18 protein-coding genes are annotated in these 19,548 nt (G+C 45.4%); 17 read left to right on the forward strand and 1 reads right to left on the reverse strand.

Features of this window, described 5'->3' with window-relative positions; all coding sequences use genetic code 11:
- Window positions 1-48 precede the first annotated feature (48 nt).
- Window positions 49-816: a glucose 1-dehydrogenase gene (locus RQP52_RS06515; protein ID WP_315950206.1), complete on the forward strand. Its 768-nt coding sequence runs from the start codon at window positions 49-51 to the stop codon at window positions 814-816.
- A 53-nt stretch (window positions 817-869) separates the two neighbouring features.
- Here the strand turns inward: RQP52_RS06515 and RQP52_RS06520 are convergent, their stop codons facing one another.
- Window positions 870-1,262 (reverse strand): PaaI family thioesterase, encoded by a 393-nt coding sequence (locus RQP52_RS06520; RefSeq protein ID WP_315950415.1) that lies wholly within the window; start codon window positions 1,260-1,262, stop codon window positions 870-872.
- A gap of 205 nt (window positions 1,263-1,467) precedes the next feature.
- Here RQP52_RS06520 and RQP52_RS06525 point away from each other — a divergent pair, with 205 nt between their 5' ends.
- From RQP52_RS06525 to RQP52_RS06600, 16 genes are all read left to right on the forward strand, one after another.
- Window positions 1,468-1,608 carry a hypothetical protein gene (locus RQP52_RS06525; RefSeq protein WP_315950207.1) on the forward strand — a complete coding sequence of 47 codons (141 nt, stop codon included), beginning with the start codon at window positions 1,468-1,470 and terminating at the stop codon, window positions 1,606-1,608.
- 144 nt (window positions 1,609-1,752) lie between these two features.
- Window positions 1,753-3,555: a sensor histidine kinase gene (locus RQP52_RS06530; RefSeq protein ID WP_315950209.1), complete on the forward strand. Its 1,803-nt coding sequence runs from the start codon at window positions 1,753-1,755 to the stop codon at window positions 3,553-3,555.
- Window positions 3,548-5,155, forward strand: a complete 1,608-nt coding sequence (locus RQP52_RS06535) for a response regulator (protein ID WP_315950211.1) — start codon at window positions 3,548-3,550, stop codon at window positions 5,153-5,155. Before RQP52_RS06530 ends, RQP52_RS06535 begins: the two co-directional genes overlap by 8 nt.
- An 86-nt stretch (window positions 5,156-5,241) precedes the next feature.
- Window positions 5,242-6,159, forward strand: coding sequence for a carbohydrate ABC transporter permease (locus RQP52_RS06540; RefSeq protein ID WP_315950212.1), 918 nt, complete (start codon window positions 5,242-5,244; stop codon window positions 6,157-6,159).
- A gap of 4 nt (window positions 6,160-6,163) precedes the next feature.
- Window positions 6,164-7,003 carry a carbohydrate ABC transporter permease gene (locus RQP52_RS06545; protein WP_315950214.1) on the forward strand — a complete coding sequence of 280 codons (840 nt, stop codon included), beginning with the start codon at window positions 6,164-6,166 and terminating at the stop codon, window positions 7,001-7,003.
- 111 nt (window positions 7,004-7,114) lie between these two features.
- A complete protein-coding gene (locus RQP52_RS06550) occupies window positions 7,115-8,455 on the forward strand; it encodes an ABC transporter substrate-binding protein (RefSeq protein WP_315950215.1) in 1,341 nt (446 codons plus the stop codon).
- A 104-nt stretch (window positions 8,456-8,559) separates the two neighbouring features.
- Window positions 8,560-10,215 carry an MGH1-like glycoside hydrolase domain-containing protein gene (locus RQP52_RS06555; RefSeq protein WP_315950217.1) on the forward strand — a complete coding sequence of 552 codons (1,656 nt, stop codon included), beginning with the start codon at window positions 8,560-8,562 and terminating at the stop codon, window positions 10,213-10,215.
- A gap of 79 nt (window positions 10,216-10,294) precedes the next feature.
- Window positions 10,295-11,113 carry a transporter substrate-binding domain-containing protein gene (locus tag RQP52_RS06560; protein WP_315950218.1) on the forward strand — a complete coding sequence of 273 codons (819 nt, stop codon included), beginning with the start codon at window positions 10,295-10,297 and terminating at the stop codon, window positions 11,111-11,113.
- A gap of 88 nt (window positions 11,114-11,201) precedes the next feature.
- The gene (locus tag RQP52_RS06565) at window positions 11,202-11,582 is read left to right on the forward strand and encodes a MerR family transcriptional regulator (protein WP_315950219.1); all 381 of its coding nucleotides are present in this window, start codon (window positions 11,202-11,204) and stop codon (window positions 11,580-11,582) included.
- Window positions 11,583-11,696: 114 nt separating this feature from the next.
- Complete coding sequence (locus RQP52_RS06570) at window positions 11,697-12,197, forward strand: DUF1036 domain-containing protein (protein WP_315950220.1); 501 nt, start codon at window positions 11,697-11,699, stop codon at window positions 12,195-12,197.
- A gap of 142 nt (window positions 12,198-12,339) precedes the next feature.
- Window positions 12,340-13,302: an NAD(P)H-dependent glycerol-3-phosphate dehydrogenase gene (locus RQP52_RS06575; RefSeq protein ID WP_315950221.1), complete on the forward strand. Its 963-nt coding sequence runs from the start codon at window positions 12,340-12,342 to the stop codon at window positions 13,300-13,302.
- Between the two features lie 322 nt (window positions 13,303-13,624).
- Window positions 13,625-15,466, forward strand: coding sequence for a sigma-54-dependent Fis family transcriptional regulator (locus RQP52_RS06580; RefSeq protein WP_315950222.1), 1,842 nt, complete (start codon window positions 13,625-13,627; stop codon window positions 15,464-15,466).
- A gap of 122 nt (window positions 15,467-15,588) precedes the next feature.
- Complete coding sequence (locus RQP52_RS06585) at window positions 15,589-16,548, forward strand: 2-keto-3-deoxygluconate permease (RefSeq protein WP_127457205.1); 960 nt, start codon at window positions 15,589-15,591, stop codon at window positions 16,546-16,548.
- Window positions 16,549-16,581: 33 nt separating this feature from the next.
- The gene (locus tag RQP52_RS06590; RefSeq protein WP_315950223.1) at window positions 16,582-17,892 is read left to right on the forward strand and encodes a four-carbon acid sugar kinase family protein; all 1,311 of its coding nucleotides are present in this window, start codon (window positions 16,582-16,584) and stop codon (window positions 17,890-17,892) included.
- The gene (gene pdxA / locus RQP52_RS06595; RefSeq protein ID WP_315950224.1) at window positions 17,889-18,887 is read left to right on the forward strand and encodes a 4-hydroxythreonine-4-phosphate dehydrogenase PdxA; all 999 of its coding nucleotides are present in this window, start codon (window positions 17,889-17,891) and stop codon (window positions 18,885-18,887) included. Before RQP52_RS06590 ends, pdxA begins: the two co-directional genes overlap by 4 nt.
- Before the next feature lie 143 nt (window positions 18,888-19,030).
- On the forward strand, window positions 19,031-19,534 hold the full coding sequence (locus tag RQP52_RS06600; RefSeq protein ID WP_315950225.1) for a GNAT family N-acetyltransferase: 504 nt from the start codon (window positions 19,031-19,033) through the stop codon (window positions 19,532-19,534).
- Window positions 19,535-19,548: the final 14 nt, after the last annotated feature.

Raw genomic sequence — 19,548 nt, forward strand, 5'->3', positions numbered from 1 at the left:
AATCCGTTATAGTAAAATAATGAAAAATAAATAGATGAGGTGACGATTATGCGAAAAGTAGCAGCAATCACAGGTGGTGGGCATGGCATTGGACGTGCGATCGCTCTTGCCTTTGCTCAAGCAGGGTTCAGTGTTTCCATAGCGGATATTCATGAAGATGCCGGTTTGGAGACGGTAAAACTCTTGAATTCCTATACAGAACATGTCGTTTTCACGAAGGTTGATGTTTCGAAGGAAGACGAAGTTAGGCAGTGGATGGAGCGCACGGTCTCTGACTTAGGCGGGATTGACGTTCTTGTTAATAATGCAGGGATTATGCATAACGCGGACGTGTTTGATCTCACGAGTGAACAGTTCTTACGGGTCATCTCCGTGAATTTAGGCGGAGCTTTCCTATGTTCGCAAGCCGCGGCACGTGTGATGAAGGCGAAAGGGCAAGGCGGCGCCATCATCAATATCTCGTCAACACGGGCGTATATGTCAGAGCCTAACACAGAGGCCTACTCGGCTTCAAAAGGCGGCATCTCAGCACTGACGCATGCGATGGCTATAAGCTTGGGCGAATATGGCATTCGTGTCAACGCCATTTCACCCGGATGGATTGAGGTTCGGGATTGGCACTATCCGGCTGTCGAAGGCAGCATTGTTCATTCCGAAGTGGATAAAAAACAACATCCGGTAGGCAGAGTAGGCAAACCAGAAGATATTGCCGCTGCTTGTCTCTACCTGGCCGATGAGAAAGCCGGTTTCATTACTGGTCAGAATCTAACCATCGACGGCGGTATGACGGTTAAAATGATTTATGCAGAGGAGTAAGCTTACATAACGATGTATAAACAGCCCTAGACACATTGTCTGGGCTGTTTTCGTCATTTTTTATCTATAATTGCGACGGTACAGCGTGAAATACAAATCAGTTGACTCTTCTCATCGGAGATGCGAATATCCCAAACCATCGTTTTCCGGCCTTTGTGTATAGGTGTGGCAACTGCTGTTACAATGCCATCTCGTTTGCTTTTAAGGTGATTCGCATTAATTTCTAACCCAACCGCCGCATACTTTTCTTTATCGACGATATTAATCTCTGAGGCAATGGAAGCGGCTGTTTCCGCCAATAGAACCGAGGCTCCGCCATGCAGGATGCCGGCAGGCTGATGGGTGCTAGGTCCGACCGGCATGGACATGACAACTCGATCAGGCGCCAATTCCACGAAGTCGATGCCAAGCGATTGAATAGCTGTATGCAAACTTCGTTCTTTCATAAAGGTGATAAATTGGTCTTTATCCATTCCATACGACCGGTAAATTTGTTCTGCTACAATCATTAGCCATATCTCCTTTCAGAGTTCTTACTTTTCTAGTATACGTGTCGTGATGCAGTCAGTAGAAGGAAAACTTTCTATGGTGAAAGGATAACAATTCCCGGATAGGAAATTCTAATTGCAACAACACGAAGGGGTTGGCAGCATGCAGATTGATAATGAGATGTGGATGCAATTTCAAGCGGATGAACAGGCGGAAAACGCCGAAACCAATCATGAATATGATTTAATTCGAGCATATGCGGATCAGTTAAATGGAGAAGTTGAAGTGGGTGAAGAGGAATAAAGTCAGCAAATAAAGGGATGAAATGCCGCAGTCAATGTGGCATTTTTTTTATTTACAATGTTTTTAGCAGTTGACAAAAAGCTGCCCGAAGGCGTTATATGGAATGTAATTAAAGATGCCACAACGAGCTAGAGGGGGCCGTACATGTTCTACTCGCTAAAAAACCGATTGATCGTTTTTTTCGTCGTCTTGTTGTTCGTCTCGTTCGGGACGATGTCGTACTTGTTTTTTACGGAGTCACGATCCATTATACGGTCCTATATCGAATCGTCCGCTTTCGAAAAAATGGACGAATACGGGTCATTCGTCAACATGGCGTTGGTTCAGATCTACGATGTTTCATCCATTGTTTTTAACAGTTCGACGGTGAAAAACTGGGACAATACCCTGTCAGATCCTGCATTGCCGGCAGGTGAAAAAATGCTGGCAAACATTAATCTCAGCCAGTTTCTAACCCAAACCACTAATAATTATTCGATTGTTTCGTCGGTGACGGTGTATCGGCAGGAGGGCTTGTGGATCACGGCGGACAATCAAATGATGAACGATTCGTCGTTCAAGAAGGAAGCTTGGTACGATCGTTTTAAAACGAGAGGCATTCAATGGGTGTCTGCTCATAAAGATCCGATTGAACTGAATCGTTCGAAAACGTTTGACGTACTCAGTTTATTGCTCCCAATCGGCACATTCGAGCCCTTGCAATCCAGAAATATGATGAAGATTAATGTCAGCTCTCAATTTTTCCTTGAGCCTTTAAGTCGGATTCATTTAGGTGAAAAAGGTACGATTTTCCTGCTGGATGGTCAAGGGGAATCCGTTCTCGGACAGCACGAATACGACTCTCACCCCGAGGCTGCCAAACAAATGGAAACAATTCGCAACAGCACGCAGCAGAACGGTGTTATTTATCTGGAGAATGAAGCTGGCGCTAAGGATATTATGGTTTATAAAAAGCTGAAGCTTAACAATTGGCTGTTGGTTGGCATTGTCCCTGAAGTTGATTTGTACGGCAAGTTGTACAAGCTGCGCACAAGTCTCCTGATCTTCGGTTCCTTGCTGCTGGTAGGGGCAATTATTGCGGCAATTTGGCTTTCGCATGGTATTTCGAAACCGCTCTCACGGCTGGCATCCGGCATGCGTTATGTTCAGATGGGCGATTTTGACGGCGCTGAGAATCGAATCCCTGAGGGCGAAAAGGTGCGCAATGAAGTCAGTTATGTCACGGCAACGTTTCGAAACATGGTCAGTCGGCTCCGGTATCATATCAAAACGGAATTTGAGCTAAAGCTGTTGAAGCAGCAGGCGGAATATAAAGCTTTGCTGATGCAAATTAATCCGCATTTTTTATTTAATACGCTCGAATTATTAAGCAGTTTGGCTATGCAGCATCGTACACAGGATACCGTGAAGGTCATAGAAGCGTTGGGGAAAATGATGCGTTTTTCCTTGAAAATCAGCAACGATTTAACGCCACTTGAAGAGGAACTGAAATATGTCCGCCATTATGCTTCCATTTTACAAATTCGTTTTGCCGATAGACTGCATCTCTCAATGGAAGAAGAGGAGTCGCTTCGTCAATGTGTTATTCCTAAGTTTATTTTGCAACCGCTGATTGAAAACGCTGTAAAATACAGCTTTAAAGAGCAGGCTGAAGCGAAAGTAGTTGTTAGAGTACAACGTGAAGATCAGCGCTTAATTCTCACCGTTGCTGATAACGGCACGGGAATATCGTTGGACCTATACCAGCAGCTGCGCGCTGAGTCTTTGACTTCTCATTTTGACCATATTTTGAAAACAAGGTCGGAGCAAATCGGTTTGCGCAATGTTTTGGCCAGATGCCAACTCTACTACGGCAATTTGTTCGAGTTCGAAATTACGCCGGGTGAGTTGGCAGGCACAAGTATCTCACTGAGTTTACCTATTCAAGGAGGGAGCCTAGATGTATAAAGTGCTTATTGTCGATGATGAACCGGAAATCCGCCTTGGCTTGAAGCTTAAGGTTGACTGGGAACGCTTAGGCTTGAACATTGCAGGTGAGGCAGGCAACGGAGCTGAAGCCATGGAGTGGCTGACACAGCATCCTGCTGATGTGGTCATCACGGATATGAATATGCCCGTCATGAACGGAGTGTCCTTTTTGGAAGCTTGCTACGAACAGTATCCCGCCTTGCGGTTGATTGTTATTACAGGTTATGAGGATTTTCATTATGCCAAAGCGGCGATTCGCAATCAAGCAAGGAATTATTTGCTCAAGCCTGTGACCCAAGATGAACTAACTGAAACGCTGGTCAAAATTATTCAGGAGCTGGATGGATTAAGGAATGAACGTGACCAACAAGCCATGATGCAGTGGCGGCTCTCGCAATATTACAAGGAAATGAAAGAACATTTTCTTGTTCATCTTGTCAAAGAAGAGGTGGAACGGGAGTCCGTACTGCGGGAAAGAGCCAAGTGGTTTCAACTGGATGCATGGGAAAGCCGACAAGTGCGTTTCGTTACTGCAGGTTTAATAGAGCGCCACACGATGCAGCAGGAACGTTCACCTGACAAATTGCGATTGCCTTTCGAAATGCTCTGCAGAGAAGCGGCAGACAATTCAAAGGGTCTGTATCATGTGTTTCGCGATGCGAATTATGCGGGATTGATGCATTTCGTTACCGCCACTGAGGAAGGAGAATTGGGAACTTTCGTTCAAAACTTACGTCAAGCCGTAACCGATCATTTGGGATTCGAGCCTGCGATTGGTATAGGTCAGGCGGTGACTGGCCTAAGACAATGGAAGGATGGTTATTTATCTGCATTATTGGCTTGGAATTTGAAAGGGAATCATGGTTCGAATGTCATTCAGCAGCATGGCGCCATGGAGGTCGTTCTTTCGGAGGAAACGACGAAGGTGCTGCAGCGCTATGTGACGCGAGGCGATTTGGTCGCGTTTGAGCAAGCGGTTTACAAAGAGCTGAGTGCCTCTTTTACCGCTTCGCAAGCTCGCTTTGTGAAACTTATTTTTCAGTTATATCTGATGCTGGATACGATGGCCTTTACGGCCGGCATTGCCTTAGAGAGCAGTGAACAACTGTGGCTTCGTCCTGAGCAGGTATGGGGTTTTGATACGGCAGCCAAGGCTCAGCAATTTCTGAATAAACTGGCTGTGAAAATCATGGGAGGGCCGGAAAAAGACTCTCTGGATGCCGATCATTCCATGATTCAGGCTGCCAAGCAATTTATTCAAGACAATTATATGTATGATCTGAATTTAACCATGTTAGCCGAACGTTTTAATTATAATTCCTCCTATTTCTCCGAGATGTTCAAAGCCAAAGTCGGCAAAACGTTTATTCAATACATTACGGATGTGCGGATGGGGAAAGCTGTACAGCTGCTAGAGGAGACGATGCTCAGTCTGTGGGATATTGCAGAGCTGACGGGCTTTTCGAATGCGAGTTATTTTAGTTCGAAATTTAAGCGGATGTACGGGATTTCGCCATCCGATTATCGAGTGCGCCTCAAATCACCTGAAAAATTTGATAATCAAGTACCGAAGAAATAGCATTCAAAGGAGCGCCGTAAATCCTTATGATGATCCTAATGGGGGCACATCGCCACCCGAAACGATCACGAAGGAGGAGGGCGCTCATGTCATCTCTACGAAAATCCGCCCTTTCGAGGCAAAATCGTACGGCTTATTTATTTTTATTGCCATGGCTGGTCGGATTCTTCTGTTTAACCTTAGGACCAATGGTGGGTTCGCTGTATCTGTCGTTCACGAAATTCAATTTACTGAACAGGCCCAGGTGGCTAGGACTGGACAATTATGTACAAATCTTTAAGGAAGACGACTCCTTTCTGCATTCGATGGGACTAACGTTCCAATATGCCTTGCTGTCCGTGCCTCTTCGATTGATATTTGCCTTATTGGTGGCAATGGCGCTGAATAAAGGAATTCGAGCGCTAGGCGTTTACCGCACCGTCTACTATATCCCTTCTCTGCTTGGGGGAAGCGTTGCGATTGCCATCGTATGGCGTAAAATATTCGATGGAGATGGATTGTTCAACCAATTTTTGAGCTTGTTTGGCATAGAGGGGCCGGCTTGGGTAGCACATCCGGATTATATCTTATCCACGATCATTACTCTGTCGGTGTGGCAGTTTGGATCTGCGATGGTTATCTTTTTGGCAGGACTGAAGCAAGTGCCTGCAGATCTGTATGAAGCCTCGCAAGTGGATGGTGCAGGAAAGATCAGGCAGTTTTTTCAGATCACACTGCCGCTGTTGTCGCCAGTTATCTTTTTTAACCTCGTCATGAGCATTATTAACTCTTTCCAGGTGTTTACACCTGGTTATGTGATCGGTGACGGGCGTGGAGGCCCGGTTAACTCAACCCTATTTTATACACTGTATCTGTATTTAAAAGGATTTGCGTTCTTCGATATGGGGTATGCGTCTGCGCTTGCGTGGATCATGGTAGTTGTGATTGGCGTATTAACGGCCGTTGTGTTCCTGACCTCAAAGTATTGGGTATTTTACGGCGATGGCAAGGATGAAAGGGGATGATGCAATGACTGTGAACAGGAACTATACAAAATTACTTAAACATTTGTTGATTATCGCTTTTGGCTTGCTGATGCTGTATCCCGTCTTGTGGCTGCTCAGCGCGTCGTTTAAACCGAATCAGCTCATATTCTCAAATACAAGCCTTTGGCCATCAACATTTACATTCGATAATTATATTAACGGCTGGAAAGGGCTGCAGGGAACGACGTTCGGCCGGTTTTTCCTGAATTCCGCGCAAATTTCGGTACTTTCAGTTCTTGGAAACATCATTACGTGCTCATTCGCTGCTTATGCTTTTGCCCGTTTGGAATTCAGATTCAAAAAGCTTTGGTTCAGTCTTATGCTGGTGACGATCATGCTGCCTTACCATGTCACTTTAGTCCCGCAGTACATTATTTATAACAAATTTGAGTGGATTAACACGTACCTGCCGCTGATCGTACCCAAATGGCTGGCTCATGATTCTTTCTTCATCCTGCTTATGGTGCAGTTCATCCGAGGTATTCCGAAAGAGCTGGATGAGAGTGCAACGATTGACGGATGTGGACAAGGTCAAATCTATTTTCGGATTATGATGCCGCTGCTGGTGCCGGCATTAATTACAACTGCCATTTTCACCTTTATCTGGACGTGGGACGACTTCTTCTCGCAAATGATTTATTTGAACAACATCAAATTGTTCACTGTTCAACTTGGGATCCGCTCTTTGTTTGATCCTTCCGGGGAATCAGATTGGGGTGCGCTGCTGGCGATGTCTGTGCTTTCACTGGTACCGATCATGACGATTTTCCTATCTTTCCAGAAATATTTCTTGGAAGGCATTGCGACTACGGGTTTGAAATAACCCGAAAAATTGAGTAGTCAACACCCGAAGAAATGACATTCTATGTCCATTAAAAATGCTTTACGATCAGGGTATCAACGATCATAACATGAAAAGCAGGGGGAATTATCTATGAAAAAACAGTTGATCATGACAACGTTGGCCATGTTGACGGCCGTGACAACGGCTTGCTCCTCAGGAACAGGCACAGGTACAAGCAGCGGCACAACAAGCGCTCCAGCGGCAAGTACGGCAAGCGGAGCTGCGAAAACAGAGCCGGTTGAGCTAAGGCTGATGTGGTGGGGCGATCAAAAACGGGCAGATCGCACGAATGAAGCGCTGCGCAAGTTCGAAGAGAAAAATCCGAATATCAAAATTGTTGGTGAGTTCGCGCCAAGCTCCGGTTATTTCGATAAGCTCAACACGCAACTCGCTTCCGGAACAGCGCCCGATGCATTTTTCCTTGGCGGGAACGTCGTTGATTATGCCAATAAAAACGTTTTGTTGGAGATGGACCCTTATGTAGGCAAGGAACTTGACCTTAGTGATATGGATAAATCCATGATTCAGTACGGGACATTCAAAGGCAAGCTACTACATGTCTCTGCGGGAGCGAATGCAAGGGGGATTGTTGTCAATACGGAGTTGTTCAAAAAAGCTGGAATCCCCGTTCCAAAAGACGGTTGGACGTGGGAAGAATTTGGAAAAACCAGCAAGGAAATTTCGGATAAGTTGGGCAAGGATGTATTCGGCACCTACAATTTCACTGTCGATGGCATGGATATCTACTTGAAGCAGAGAGGCAAGATGCTTTACGACATGGATAACGCGAAGCTTGGCTTTGAGCAGCAGGACGCGGAAGAGTGGTTCGGCTTATGGGATTCGATGACCAAAGCTGGCGGCGTTGTTACACCGGCGCTGCAAGTGTCAAACCCTCCGTCGGATACGAGCAAATCACTTGTTGTTACCGGCAAAGTGGCGATGAGTCTGCTAGCTTCCAATCAGCTTGGCGCTCATCAAAACTTGATTCCCGATAAGCTGGAATTAGTCCAACTACCTCGCGGACCGAAAGGTACCGGAGTCGTATTCGAATCCAGCCAAGGCTTGTCCGGTTATGCCAAAACGAAGCATCCGAAAGAAGTGGCGATGCTCATGAATTACTGGATTAACGATCCGGATGCAGCGAAAATTTTGGGCAATGACCGCGGTGTTCCTGTTACATCCAAAATGCGTGAGCTGTTGAAGAAGGATGCGAATCCCGTTGATCAAGTCATCTATGATTATACGAGCCGTGTCTCTGCAGCAACGAACAAAGAACCGTTCGCTGTGAGCTACAACCCTCCTGGCAACACGGAGTATACGAAATTAATTGAAACAACCGTACAGGAAATCGGGTTTGGCAAAAAAGATGTGAAAAAAGGCGTGGCCGATTTCTATACCGGTACAGTCAAAATTTTCAACAATAACAAATAAGAAATCCGCTTGCGGGAGAAAAGACTGCCACTGGCAGTCTTTTTCTTATCTACTCATGAGCATGCTGGAACTTTTAAATGAGATAAGAAGAGAGGCTGAAACAGATGAGAGAAGATATGCTTATGAAGCTGCGTGGGATTCAAACGGAGGAAAAGATCGGTGAGCTGAAAAAAGCTTCCGATGTTCAAGTCGTGAAAGAATGGGTACAGCATGGCGTTAAATTTGCCGCCTCCTCCGATAAATTTGAGAGCGTCTACTACGAGGCGCTGCGTAAACTGTTGGATTGCGTGGTGCCAACTCTGGGCGACAAGCCAATTTTACATGAAGGCGGCATCTATTTGGGTTGTTGGTTGGAAAGCACCGGAACCATTAATGCCGAGCTGCTTTCACGATTCCTACCGTCCGTGTCGCAAACGACCTATGAAATGTTCGCTGACAACCAGCGCGAAGATGGTTTAATTCCGTATAAGTTGACCGAGACTGGCCCATCGTATAGGCAAATTCAACTGGTGACACCGCTTGCGCGAAGTGTGTGGAATCATTATCAACTAAATGGGAAGGATCAGACATTTCTGCGTAAAATGTACACGGCCATGCAGCGCTATGACGAGTGGCTTGCTACTTATCGCGATACGCGCGGTACAGGTGCCGTGGAAGCGTTCTGTACGTTCGATACGGGACATGACTTGTCGCCGCGCTTCTGGCATGTACCGGACACACCGCATAGGAATGATCCGCGCGTGTACAACCCGGATTCTCCGATTCTGCCTTTCCTTGCACCGGATTTAACGGCAAATGTGTATTGTCAGCGCCTTTATTTGGCGAAAATGGCGGAAGAGTTAGGGGAAAGCGGTGAGTTTTGGCGGGAGAAAGCAGCTACGAGCTTAAATCGTTTATTCCAATACTGCTTTGATGAGGCGGATCAGTTCTTCTATGATCGGGATAAAAATGACGAGCTGGTCCGCGTTCAATCGGATATCCTTCTGCGTGTGTTAGCTTGCGAAGTTGGGGATCAAGCATTTTTCGATCAAGCGCTGCGGAAATATCTGCTCAATACGCGCAAGTTCTTTGCCAAGTATCCCTTTACCTCAATCGCGATGGATGATCCTCGATTTGATCCTTTTTCATCGTATAACAGTTGGGCAGGGCCTTCCAATTTTCTCAGCCTGATCCGCGCGCCGCATGCCTTTGAACATCACGGCCGATTCGTTGAGCTAACGTATGTGTTGTATCCCATCATGGCGGCCTTCAATAAAATGACGCGTTTCTCTCAAGCGCTTAGTCCGTGGACAGGCGAAGAGGGTTTTACGCAAACCTACTCACCGGCCATTTTGTGCGTATTGGATTATGTTGAACGGCTTTGTGGGATTATGCCTAGACCGGAAAGTGAACTTTGGTTTACAGGGCTGCTTCCGTACGCCGTCGACCACGGAGAAGAAATCGCTGAGGCTACGGCCTATAGTCGCTCAGTAGACGGCGTTATTTTTGAACTGGTGAATACGTTGGAGCAATCGATTGTTTATCGGGATGGGAAGTTGCTCCTGCAATTTCCGAATGGACTAAGAGCCGTGACGGATCGAGAAGGAAAGCTGAAATTTTTCATCGGGATGAGCGTTCGAACGGTAGAAGGGATCGTTTCTTATGATGGGCATGAGTGGCCTGTAAATGTAAAAGGAAATGAGAGAATTGATTTGAAGAATGGCACAGAGCTGGAAAAGTTAGAGGCTGATAGGGGAGTAATCGCACCGACATATCGTTAGTTCTATGTAAATAACCAAGTATAACCTCTCATCGATTAACAAATAATACCGTTGTTATGAGAAGGAGGGTATCCAAGCTATGGTTGGAAATCGAAGCAAGCGAGGCATCGTTCTGTTAGCCGTCCTGTTGGTTATGCTTGCTGCCTCAGGGTGCGGGAAACAGGAAACGGTCAAAGTCGGCATTGAGCAAAACTTCCGTCCGTTCACGTATATGGAAAACGGGGATAAGAAGGGCTTCGAGGTCGATTTGTGGCAAGCAATTGCGAAAAAAGCGGATATTAAGTATGAACTCGTTCCCATGGAGCATGGAGAACTCATCAAGAGCGTCAAATCCGGCTCGGTAGATCTGGCGATTGCCGGGATGACGGTCAGCAATGCCCGCAAGAACAATTTTGATTACTCCAGTCCTTATTTTCAAACAGGGCTGGTCGTCTTGACATCTACCGACAATGGTGTCATTAAAAGCAAGGAGGATTTAGCTCAGAAAGTGGTGGCAACCAAGAACGGATCGACTGCGTTTAACTATGCAGGTGAAATTCAAGGAGCAAAAATACGGAGCTATTCCAATGTCGCTGATGTCTACAACGAATTAAAAAACAATACGGTGGATGCCGCCATTTTTGATGAGCGTAACGCCCATGATTTTCTGCAGGACAAAGCGCAAGGACAAGTGAAAATGGTTGGAGAAACGTTTAACAAAGAGCGATACGCCGTCGTTGGGAAGAAACGTAATAAATATATCGGCAAAGTGAACAAAGGCATCGAGGCTGTTAGCAAAGACGGAACTTACGAATCGATGTATACGAAGTGGTTTGGCGCTAAGCCGGACCAAATGCCGGATAAAATCAAAAAAGATATGGAGTACGAAATGCAGCATGAAACAGTGAATGGTCGCTAAATAGCGGCCTTTATTGCTTTATAGGCGGCCATTCCGGTTGACATGGAGTATACTCCAGGCGATAAGATTGCTACAAAGGAGGCTTGGTATGGAGCTTACACTTTCGATCTCAGAGCTGTCTGAGAAGACGGGCCTGAGCATAGATACGATACGTTATTATGAGAAAATCGGGGTCTTGCCCTCACCTAATCGTAAAAGCAATGGACAGCGGGAATATACGAGCGGCGACCTGGAACGATTCATTTTCATTACACATCTGAAGCGAACCCATATGCCGTTAAAAGAAATCGACCACTTTATTCAGTTCTATATCGATCAAGACTATGAAGGTTGCTATCAAGTTCTTCGTAAACACAAAGAAGACATAGAGATGCAAATGTCTGAAATGAGTATAGCGCTTGAGAAAATGAATTATAAACTAGACAATTTTAAGAGTCTTGTCGCGGAACAAAATGGAAAGCGAAGTTAGCGATCCAGCACTAACTAATATTTTAGGAGAGCCAACGGTTGTCCCTTTCTGAATTTCAGTAATCTCATAGTATAAACTGTAAGATTACTATAATTGGATGGGAAGTGACGAACGATGGGTTTCAGTTTCCGAAACGGCACGGATGCTACTCTCTTTATTTCCTTCGGATACTTTAATTTACTCTGTCGACCAACGACCTTTGTCAAAACCGGCTGGTACAGAGTGGACCCTGGGCAAACGAGACAAGTGTGGAGTGGGTTCGTTGGCGGGCAAACGTTTTATTATTACGCTGAAGATGCGTTCGGACGCCGCTGGGCAGGGCAATTCTTCACACAGGTTCCTTCGACACCGTATCGCTGGTGCTGGGACACAGGTTGTTCCACCTGCCGAACTGTCGGTTTTAGGGGAATTAGGCTCGGTTTGCTTGTTGCCAATTTCACACTCACATTAACCGCAATTCGTAGCGCGAGCAAATCTACTGGTCCTGTAGCCTTGCCATCTAGAGGCATTTCATCACTGAGAAAAATTCCTACAGGCATGCCTGGAAAAAAACAAGTTGGCAGACCCCTTCTGGGAGGCCGCACGTCAAATCGTTTGTGGTTGCCAAAAAAATAGTCAAACTTCACATCCGCCCCTCCGGCGGATGTATTATTTTCATGGGCATCGAGAGGATCGTCAACTTTTTTCGCGAATAATGCTAATAGAGATGCATAGAGAGTACTCAGGCCTCAGATTGACGTAAAGGAAGTGCTATGTAATGAAAGTGACTGTATTAGGCTGCGGAAGATGGGGATCTTTTTTGTCTTGGTATGCTAATCAACAAGGACATGATGTTACATTATGGGGAAGAGAGGCTTCCCGCAATTATCAGAAGCTGTTGCAGACGAGAACAAATGATTATTTACTGTTACCACAACCTATTCAGTTGACGAATAGCTTGGAAGAAGCCGCTGCATTTGCTGAACTTATCTTTATTGCGATTAGCGCTCAAGAACTTAGAGGGTTTGCCAAGCAGCTTAATTCGTTGAACCTTTCAGACAAGACATTTGTTCTGTGTATGAAAGGTCTTGAGGAAAATTCCGGGGAAAGGCTAACAAGTGTTATTAAGCAAGAAATTCAGCAGCCTGTCCATGTTGCCATCTGGGTCGGCCCAGGTCATGTGCAAGACTTCGTGCAGGACATTCCGAACTGTATGGTGATTGATTCGGACGACAGTCAAGTTACGAAGTTAATCGTTGATAGCTTGGGAAGCGAAACGATCCGCTTTTATTATGGGGAAGATGTATTAGGAAATGAGATTGGTGCGGCTGCGAAAAATGTGATCGGCATTGCGGCAGGCATCTTGGACGGATTAGGCTATTCAAGCTTGAAAGGTGCATTAATGGCTAGGGGGACGAAAGAGATAGCCCGGCTAGTCAAGGCCATGGGCGGGAATGAGTTGACTGTATATGGATTGGGTCATCTCGGTGATTATGAGGCGACGGTGTTTTCCAAACATAGTCATAATCGGCGATTTGGAGAAGCTTTTGTCAAACAAGAGCCCTTTGAGAAATTAGCCGAAGGAGCAGCTACAGTGAAAGCCTTGCTTCATTTGTCAGCCAAGTATGATGTGGAATTGCCCATTTGTCAGGCTGTGAACGCTGTTCTTTGGAAAGCTCAAGATGCGCAAGAACAGATTATGAAGTTATTTATGAGACCTGTCAAATTTGAAACCATTTAAACTACTCTCCATATTTGTGATCTGATTACTACGGAACCGCTTTTGGATGGGAGCCGTGTTCGAGTTGTCGAGTAAGTGGATATAATTATTAGAGACATAATATATATTATGTAAACAAATAGCCAGCTTCACATGATTATGGTCTATGTGAAGCTGGCTATTTCATTGGTTAGAACGATACAGCCGCCGAATATATTGTTGCATAATCAAGTAATCACTTGGATAATTGGCAATAATAAAACAAAAAAGCTTATAATGATACATATTTGTTGTAATGTGCAACACATGAAATCACATTTTTTATAAAGGGGTCTCATTTCAAATGCAAATCAAAGTACTGGCAATCGCTCCATACCCCGGTCTAAAGGGTTTAATAGAGAATATCGCAAAAGAGGATCCGCGGATAAAGATTGATATCGAAGTTGCGGATCTTCATAATGCTCTTCCTATCGTCCAAGCTGCCAAGGGAAAATATGATATCATTTTGAGCCGTGGGGGAACCTCAACACTTATTAAAAGTCATGTAACAACGCCTGTGGTCGATATTCCAGTCTCTGGATACGATATTTTGAGAGTGCTCACATTGGTGAAAAATTCGAATAGCAAGGTAGCCATCATTGGTTTTCCTAATATTTGCCGCGGTGTTGCGGAGGTATCCAGCCTGCTCGATTATGAAATTCCTATCTATTCGGTAGATCGGGCCGATGATGTTCCTGAAGCGCTGCAAAAAGCTTTCGAACAAGATGCCCAAATCGTGCTTGGAGACGTTGTCACCGTGAATACAGCTGAACAAATGGGCTATAACGGCATCCTGATTACCAGCGGACGGGAGTCTGTGCTTGAAGCGCTTGAAGAGGTGAAGCGAATCTATGAGCTCGTCTGGAAAGCCCAGGAGAGCGAACATTTATTTGAGCATATTCTGGAGCACCACCGGACGGGCGTCATGGCAGTCAACGAAAGCGGCGGCATTCTTTATGCCAATGAGGCAGCTGCCTCATTATTAGGTTATAACAGCGCTGTCATACGCGGAATGAATCTTGCCGGCATAGATCCGATATGGAGCCGTTATTTGGAGGAAGCTGGCAAAGGAACAACAAGCGGCGTAAATAAGCAAACAAAATGGTTTCAAAAAAGGCAGGTAAGCATTGAAATCATCGTGCCTTCCAAGCAAAATCGTCTAAGCTACCATTATTTCATTTATTTGTATCCTTCAGAAAATCAACTGAACAGCACTGCTACTTACAATTTCCAAATAACGGATCGGATTGCTACTTTTGCCCAGGTGATGGGCTCCAGCAGCGTCATTATGCAAGCAATCAAACGTGCCAAAGCGATGGCGCAGACGCGCAATCCCATTTGGATATCGGGAGAAGAGGGCAGCGGAAAGCAGTTATTCTGTCAAGCCATTCATTCCGCTAGCGAAAGCGCAGGGGACGCGCTGTACATCATTCCTTGCGAGCAATTATCGGAGGAGGAGCAGGAAGCGGTTTTACTCGGAACCGACGACTATCCGGGGCTGCTTTTCAAAGAATCTGTAGGAACGATTTGTCTGGATAATATCCAGCATGTTAGTCAGCGGCTGCAGCGTAAATTGCTTTCAACGATGACAATAGGTACGAATGTCCGTCTCATTGTCACAACGTCTCACCCGATTAAGCTAATGCTAAAAAAAGAAGAAATGGAGCCATCCTTTGTCCTGGCCTTCATGGATATGTATATCAGCCTGCCGCCTTTGCGCGAAAGATTGGAAGATATTGATGAGATCGCCCGTGTGTTAATCGCGAATTATAACTCGAGGCACGGCAAACAAATCGTTGGCATCAGGCAGGAGGTACTGGAAGAAGATCTCATGCACAAGCTATGGCCAGGAAACATTCATCAACTGAGGATCGTCCTTGAGAGCATGCTTGCTTGTACGAACGGTCATTATATCGGCACGAATGAAGCGAAAGAAGGTTGGCAAAAGGTCAAGGAATCGTTGCAAAATGAAGCAACCAGTCAACTGGCGATGATCAATTTATCAGGAACTTGGGATGAAATTGAGCAGCGTATTCTTTTGGAAATACTAGAAAAAGAAGGGATGAACCAATCGAAAGCCGCGAAACGACTAGGAATTAATCGATCCACCCTTTGGAGAAAGTTGAAAGATGTGTTGCAAATTTAAACGATTAACCCCGTTGTTATCGTGGAACTCCTGATTTATAATCATCACATGAGCAACAAAGTTAATATGTGTTGCAAATTGCAACTGCAGGCTCAACAAAACTTCTTAGGAGGAAGCACATCATGAGAATTAAGGCAGCCATTGATCGGATTCCCGGTGGGATGATGATTGTTCCGCTCATTCTGGGGGCTATTATTACAACATTATTCCCTACAATGGGGAAAACATTTGGTTCTTTCACAGGCGCATTGATGACGGGATCTTTGCCAATTTTAGCTGTGTTCTATGTCTGTATGGGGTCAACCATCAATTTTAAAGCAACCCCTTACATTTTGAAAAAGGGTGGAACCTTGCTTGGAACTAAGATTTTAACCGCAATCGTTGTAGGATTTATAGCGGCTAAGTTTCTAGGCAACGGCATGATAAGCGAGGGCTTTTTTGCCGGCATTTCGGTATTAGCTATCGTAGCGGCCATGAATGATACAAACGGCGGATTGTACATGGCTTTAATGGGGCAATTCGGCAAGAAAGAAGATGTTGGCGCTTACTCTGTCATGAGCTTGGAATCGGGGCCATTCTTTACCATGATTTCATTAGGTATCGCAGGTTTAGCCGCATTTCCATGGCAGACATTCGTTGGTGCGATTTTGCCATTAATCGTTGGTATGATCTTAGGGAATCTAGACAAAGAAATGCGTGAGTTTTTGTCCAAAGCTGTACCTGTCTTAGTTCCTTTCTTTGCTTTTGCTTTGGGAGCAGGGTTGAATCTTCAAACGGTTTGGAAAGCTGGTTTCCTTGGCGTATTGCTTGGTATTGGCGTCGTCGCAGTAACGGGTCTTACTTTGACACTTATTGACCGTTTGATTGGCGGAAACGGCATTGCCGGTATATCGGCCGCTTCGACGGCAGGAAATGCAGCAGGTGTACCGGCCGCAGTAGCCGCGGCGAATGCCGCATATGCTCCGCTCGTACCATCTGCAACTGCATTGGTAGCCTCTTGCGTGATCGTGACAGCCATCCTTGTACCGATCGTAACGGCTTGGTATGCCAAAAAAATTGGAGCTAAGAGTCAAATCAATTAAATCGTTCGAGATTTGCATGGGAGGAACTGCACCATGAAACAAATTGCCATCATTGCAGATGACTTGACCGGAGCTTCCGACTCAGGTGTACAATTTGCAAGAAAAGGGCTGCAAACGCAAGTGTTTTTCGATACTGAGCAAGTATCTAAATCACAACAGACGATGGAGGCTATCGTCATCGATACCGACAGCCGTTCTGTTGCACAAGAGATCGCGTATGCCAGAGTGAAAGAAGCAGCAATTCACATTGATCATGCGTCTTTCCCACATATTTATAAGAAAATGGACTCTACCCTTCGTGGAAATCTGGGAGTTGAAATCGACGCTGTAATGGATGTCATTCCTTACGACTTTGCTGTCGTTACCCCGGCTTTCCCTAAGATTGGCCGTACCACTTTGCAGGGCGTACATTATCTGAACGGCGTTCCAGTCAGTGAAACCGAAATCGCCAATGACCCGAAATGCCCAGTCAAAGAATCCGATTTAGTGAAATTATTTGCTTCGCAATCCAAACGTAAAGTCGGCCTTATTCCTTTAGAAATCCTACATGCAGGAAAAGATCAGGTGCACCTGAACATTCAATCACTTCTTGAAGCAAAATCAGAACTCATCGTTTTTGATGCTGCAACCGAAGAAGATGTTCAGCATATTGCGGAATGGGTTGCCCAAACCAGCTATAAAGTACTATGGGCGGGTTCAGCAGGATTGGCTGATTTCCTGCCTGACGCTTTATCCCTTCCTGTTCATAAAAACGATTCTGCCCCGCAAGTATCAGGCGGGACAAAACCTGTAATGTTAGTCGCAGGAAGCATTTCACAGGTGACTCGCGAGCAAGTGGCCGCTTATAACAGGGATCCGCAAGTCATCGCCGTAGAATTAAATACGGTACAAGCGATTGCTTCCGAAGAAGGTTTAAAGGCAGAGATTGAACGTTGTGGAAAAGAGCTTCAGGCCGCATTACGAAACGGTTTGGATGTTTCTCTATGCGCAAGTTCATCTCCTGAACAAGTTCGATTGACGAAGTCAGCAGGTTTGCAAAGAGGATTAGATTCGACGGAAGTATCCAACGAGATCTCGCATATTCTGGGTGAGATTGCCTCCGAGATTATGGAGAGTATCGAGCTACAAGGGGTTATTTTAACAGGAGGAGATACGGCTAAGGGTGTATGTAAGCATTTGGGCGTATCTTCTATACAACTGATAAAAGAAATTGAACCAGGGATCCCGTTAGGCCTCCTTGTTCGTAATCAACCCGTATGGGCGGTTACAAAAGCGGGAGCTTTCGGGAAAGAGCATAGCTTATCCAATGCTAAAAAAGCATTAAAGGGGGAAACATTTCAATGAATAGACCAATTATCGGCATCACGATGGGTGATGGAGCAGGTGTAGGCCCGGAAATTATCATGAAATCACTGAAAGATGCTCAAATTTATCAAACTTGCCGTCCTTTTGTCATTGGTGATGCTAAATTATTGGAGAGAGCGGATCAGTTCGTTCAAACTGGTCTTCGTGTACGCCGAATTGCTTCTGTGGAAGAAGCGCAGTTTGAGCACGGAACTGTAGACTGTTATGACCTAAACTTATTGCCGGCCGATCTTCCGATAGGTCAAGTATCCAAGGAAGCCGGACATGCTGCATTCATGTATTTGAAACAGGCGATTGAACTGGCTAACGCTGGAGCCATAGATGCTATTTGTACCGCTCCGCTAAATAAAGAAGCGCTTCATATGGGTGGACACATTTACCCTGGTCATACCGAAATTTTGGCGGATTTGACAGGCACCGAGGATTTCTCCATGATGCTTTCCGCGCCTAAATTGAAAGTCATTCATGTCACGACACACGTTGGTATTCTAGATGCTGTGCGTATGATCAATCCGGATCGTGTCTATAAAGTCATCCGAATGGCTCATGAAACTTTGCAAAAAGCCGGCTATGCGCATCCTAAAATTGCCGTCTGCGGGATCAATCCACATGCGGGAGAGAACGGACTTTTTGGCTATGGCGAAGAAGACGAAAAAGTTGTTCCAGCCGTGAAGAAAGCGCAGGAAGAAGGCATTCAAGTCGTAGGACCTCTACCTGCGGATACGCTATTTTTCCGCGCAACGCGGGGGGATTTTGATATCGTCGTTGCCATGTATCATGATCAAGGACATGGTCCGATCAAAGTGTTAGGCCTAGAAGCCGGTGTCAATATTACGGTTGGTCTTCCGATCATTAGAACCAGCGTAGATCACGGTACGGCGTTCGATATTGCCGGCAAAGGCATTGCGGACGAGCAAAGTCTGAAAGAAGCGATTAAGCAAGCGATTGAGTTGGCTCCTAAACGCGAACAATAAGGGTTCGGTTAATCAACCTCTGGATAAGGCCATTGTGCCGTGTTCAGAGGTTTTTTTGCCGTCAGATCTTAAAAGGGTTTAATAACGTGATGAAGAATAGTAAATTACAGTAATTAGTAGTAGAAGACAGGAGGAATCGAATGATGAAGATAAGAATTTTGGAGGATTTCGATGCCAGGCTGTATCAAGCATTACGATTAAAAGCTTTGAAACTCAGTCCTGAGGCTTTTGGCTCGACCTATGAAAGAGAAGTACAGTTTACGTTCGAAACCTTCGTAGAGAGAGTTAGACCCGCGGATGGGAAATTCGTTCTTGGCGCTTTTGATGAAAGCGGATCGCTGGTTGGCAGTGTAAGTTTTGTTCGAGAGAGCGGTATGAAAAGCAGTCATAAGGGAAATGTCTATGGGATGTATGTCGCTCCGGAAGCAGGCGGGCAAGGTTTAGGAAAAAAACTAATGCTGGAGCTGATTGGAAGAGCTAGTCGTTATGAGGGATTGGAGCAAATCAATTTAATGGTTCTATCTGACAACGTTATTGCCAAGAAACTGTACAAGTCCTTAGGTTTTGAAATTTATGGCGTTGAACGTAAAGCTTTGAAGTATAACGGGCGTTATTATGATGAGGATTTAATGGTTCTGTACATCTAATGTAGAGGATGAAA

This window comes from Paenibacillus violae (genome assembly GCF_032461945.1).
In the GTDB taxonomy this organism is placed as follows: Bacteria; Bacillota; Bacilli; order Paenibacillales; family NBRC-103111; genus Paenibacillus_E; species Paenibacillus_E violae.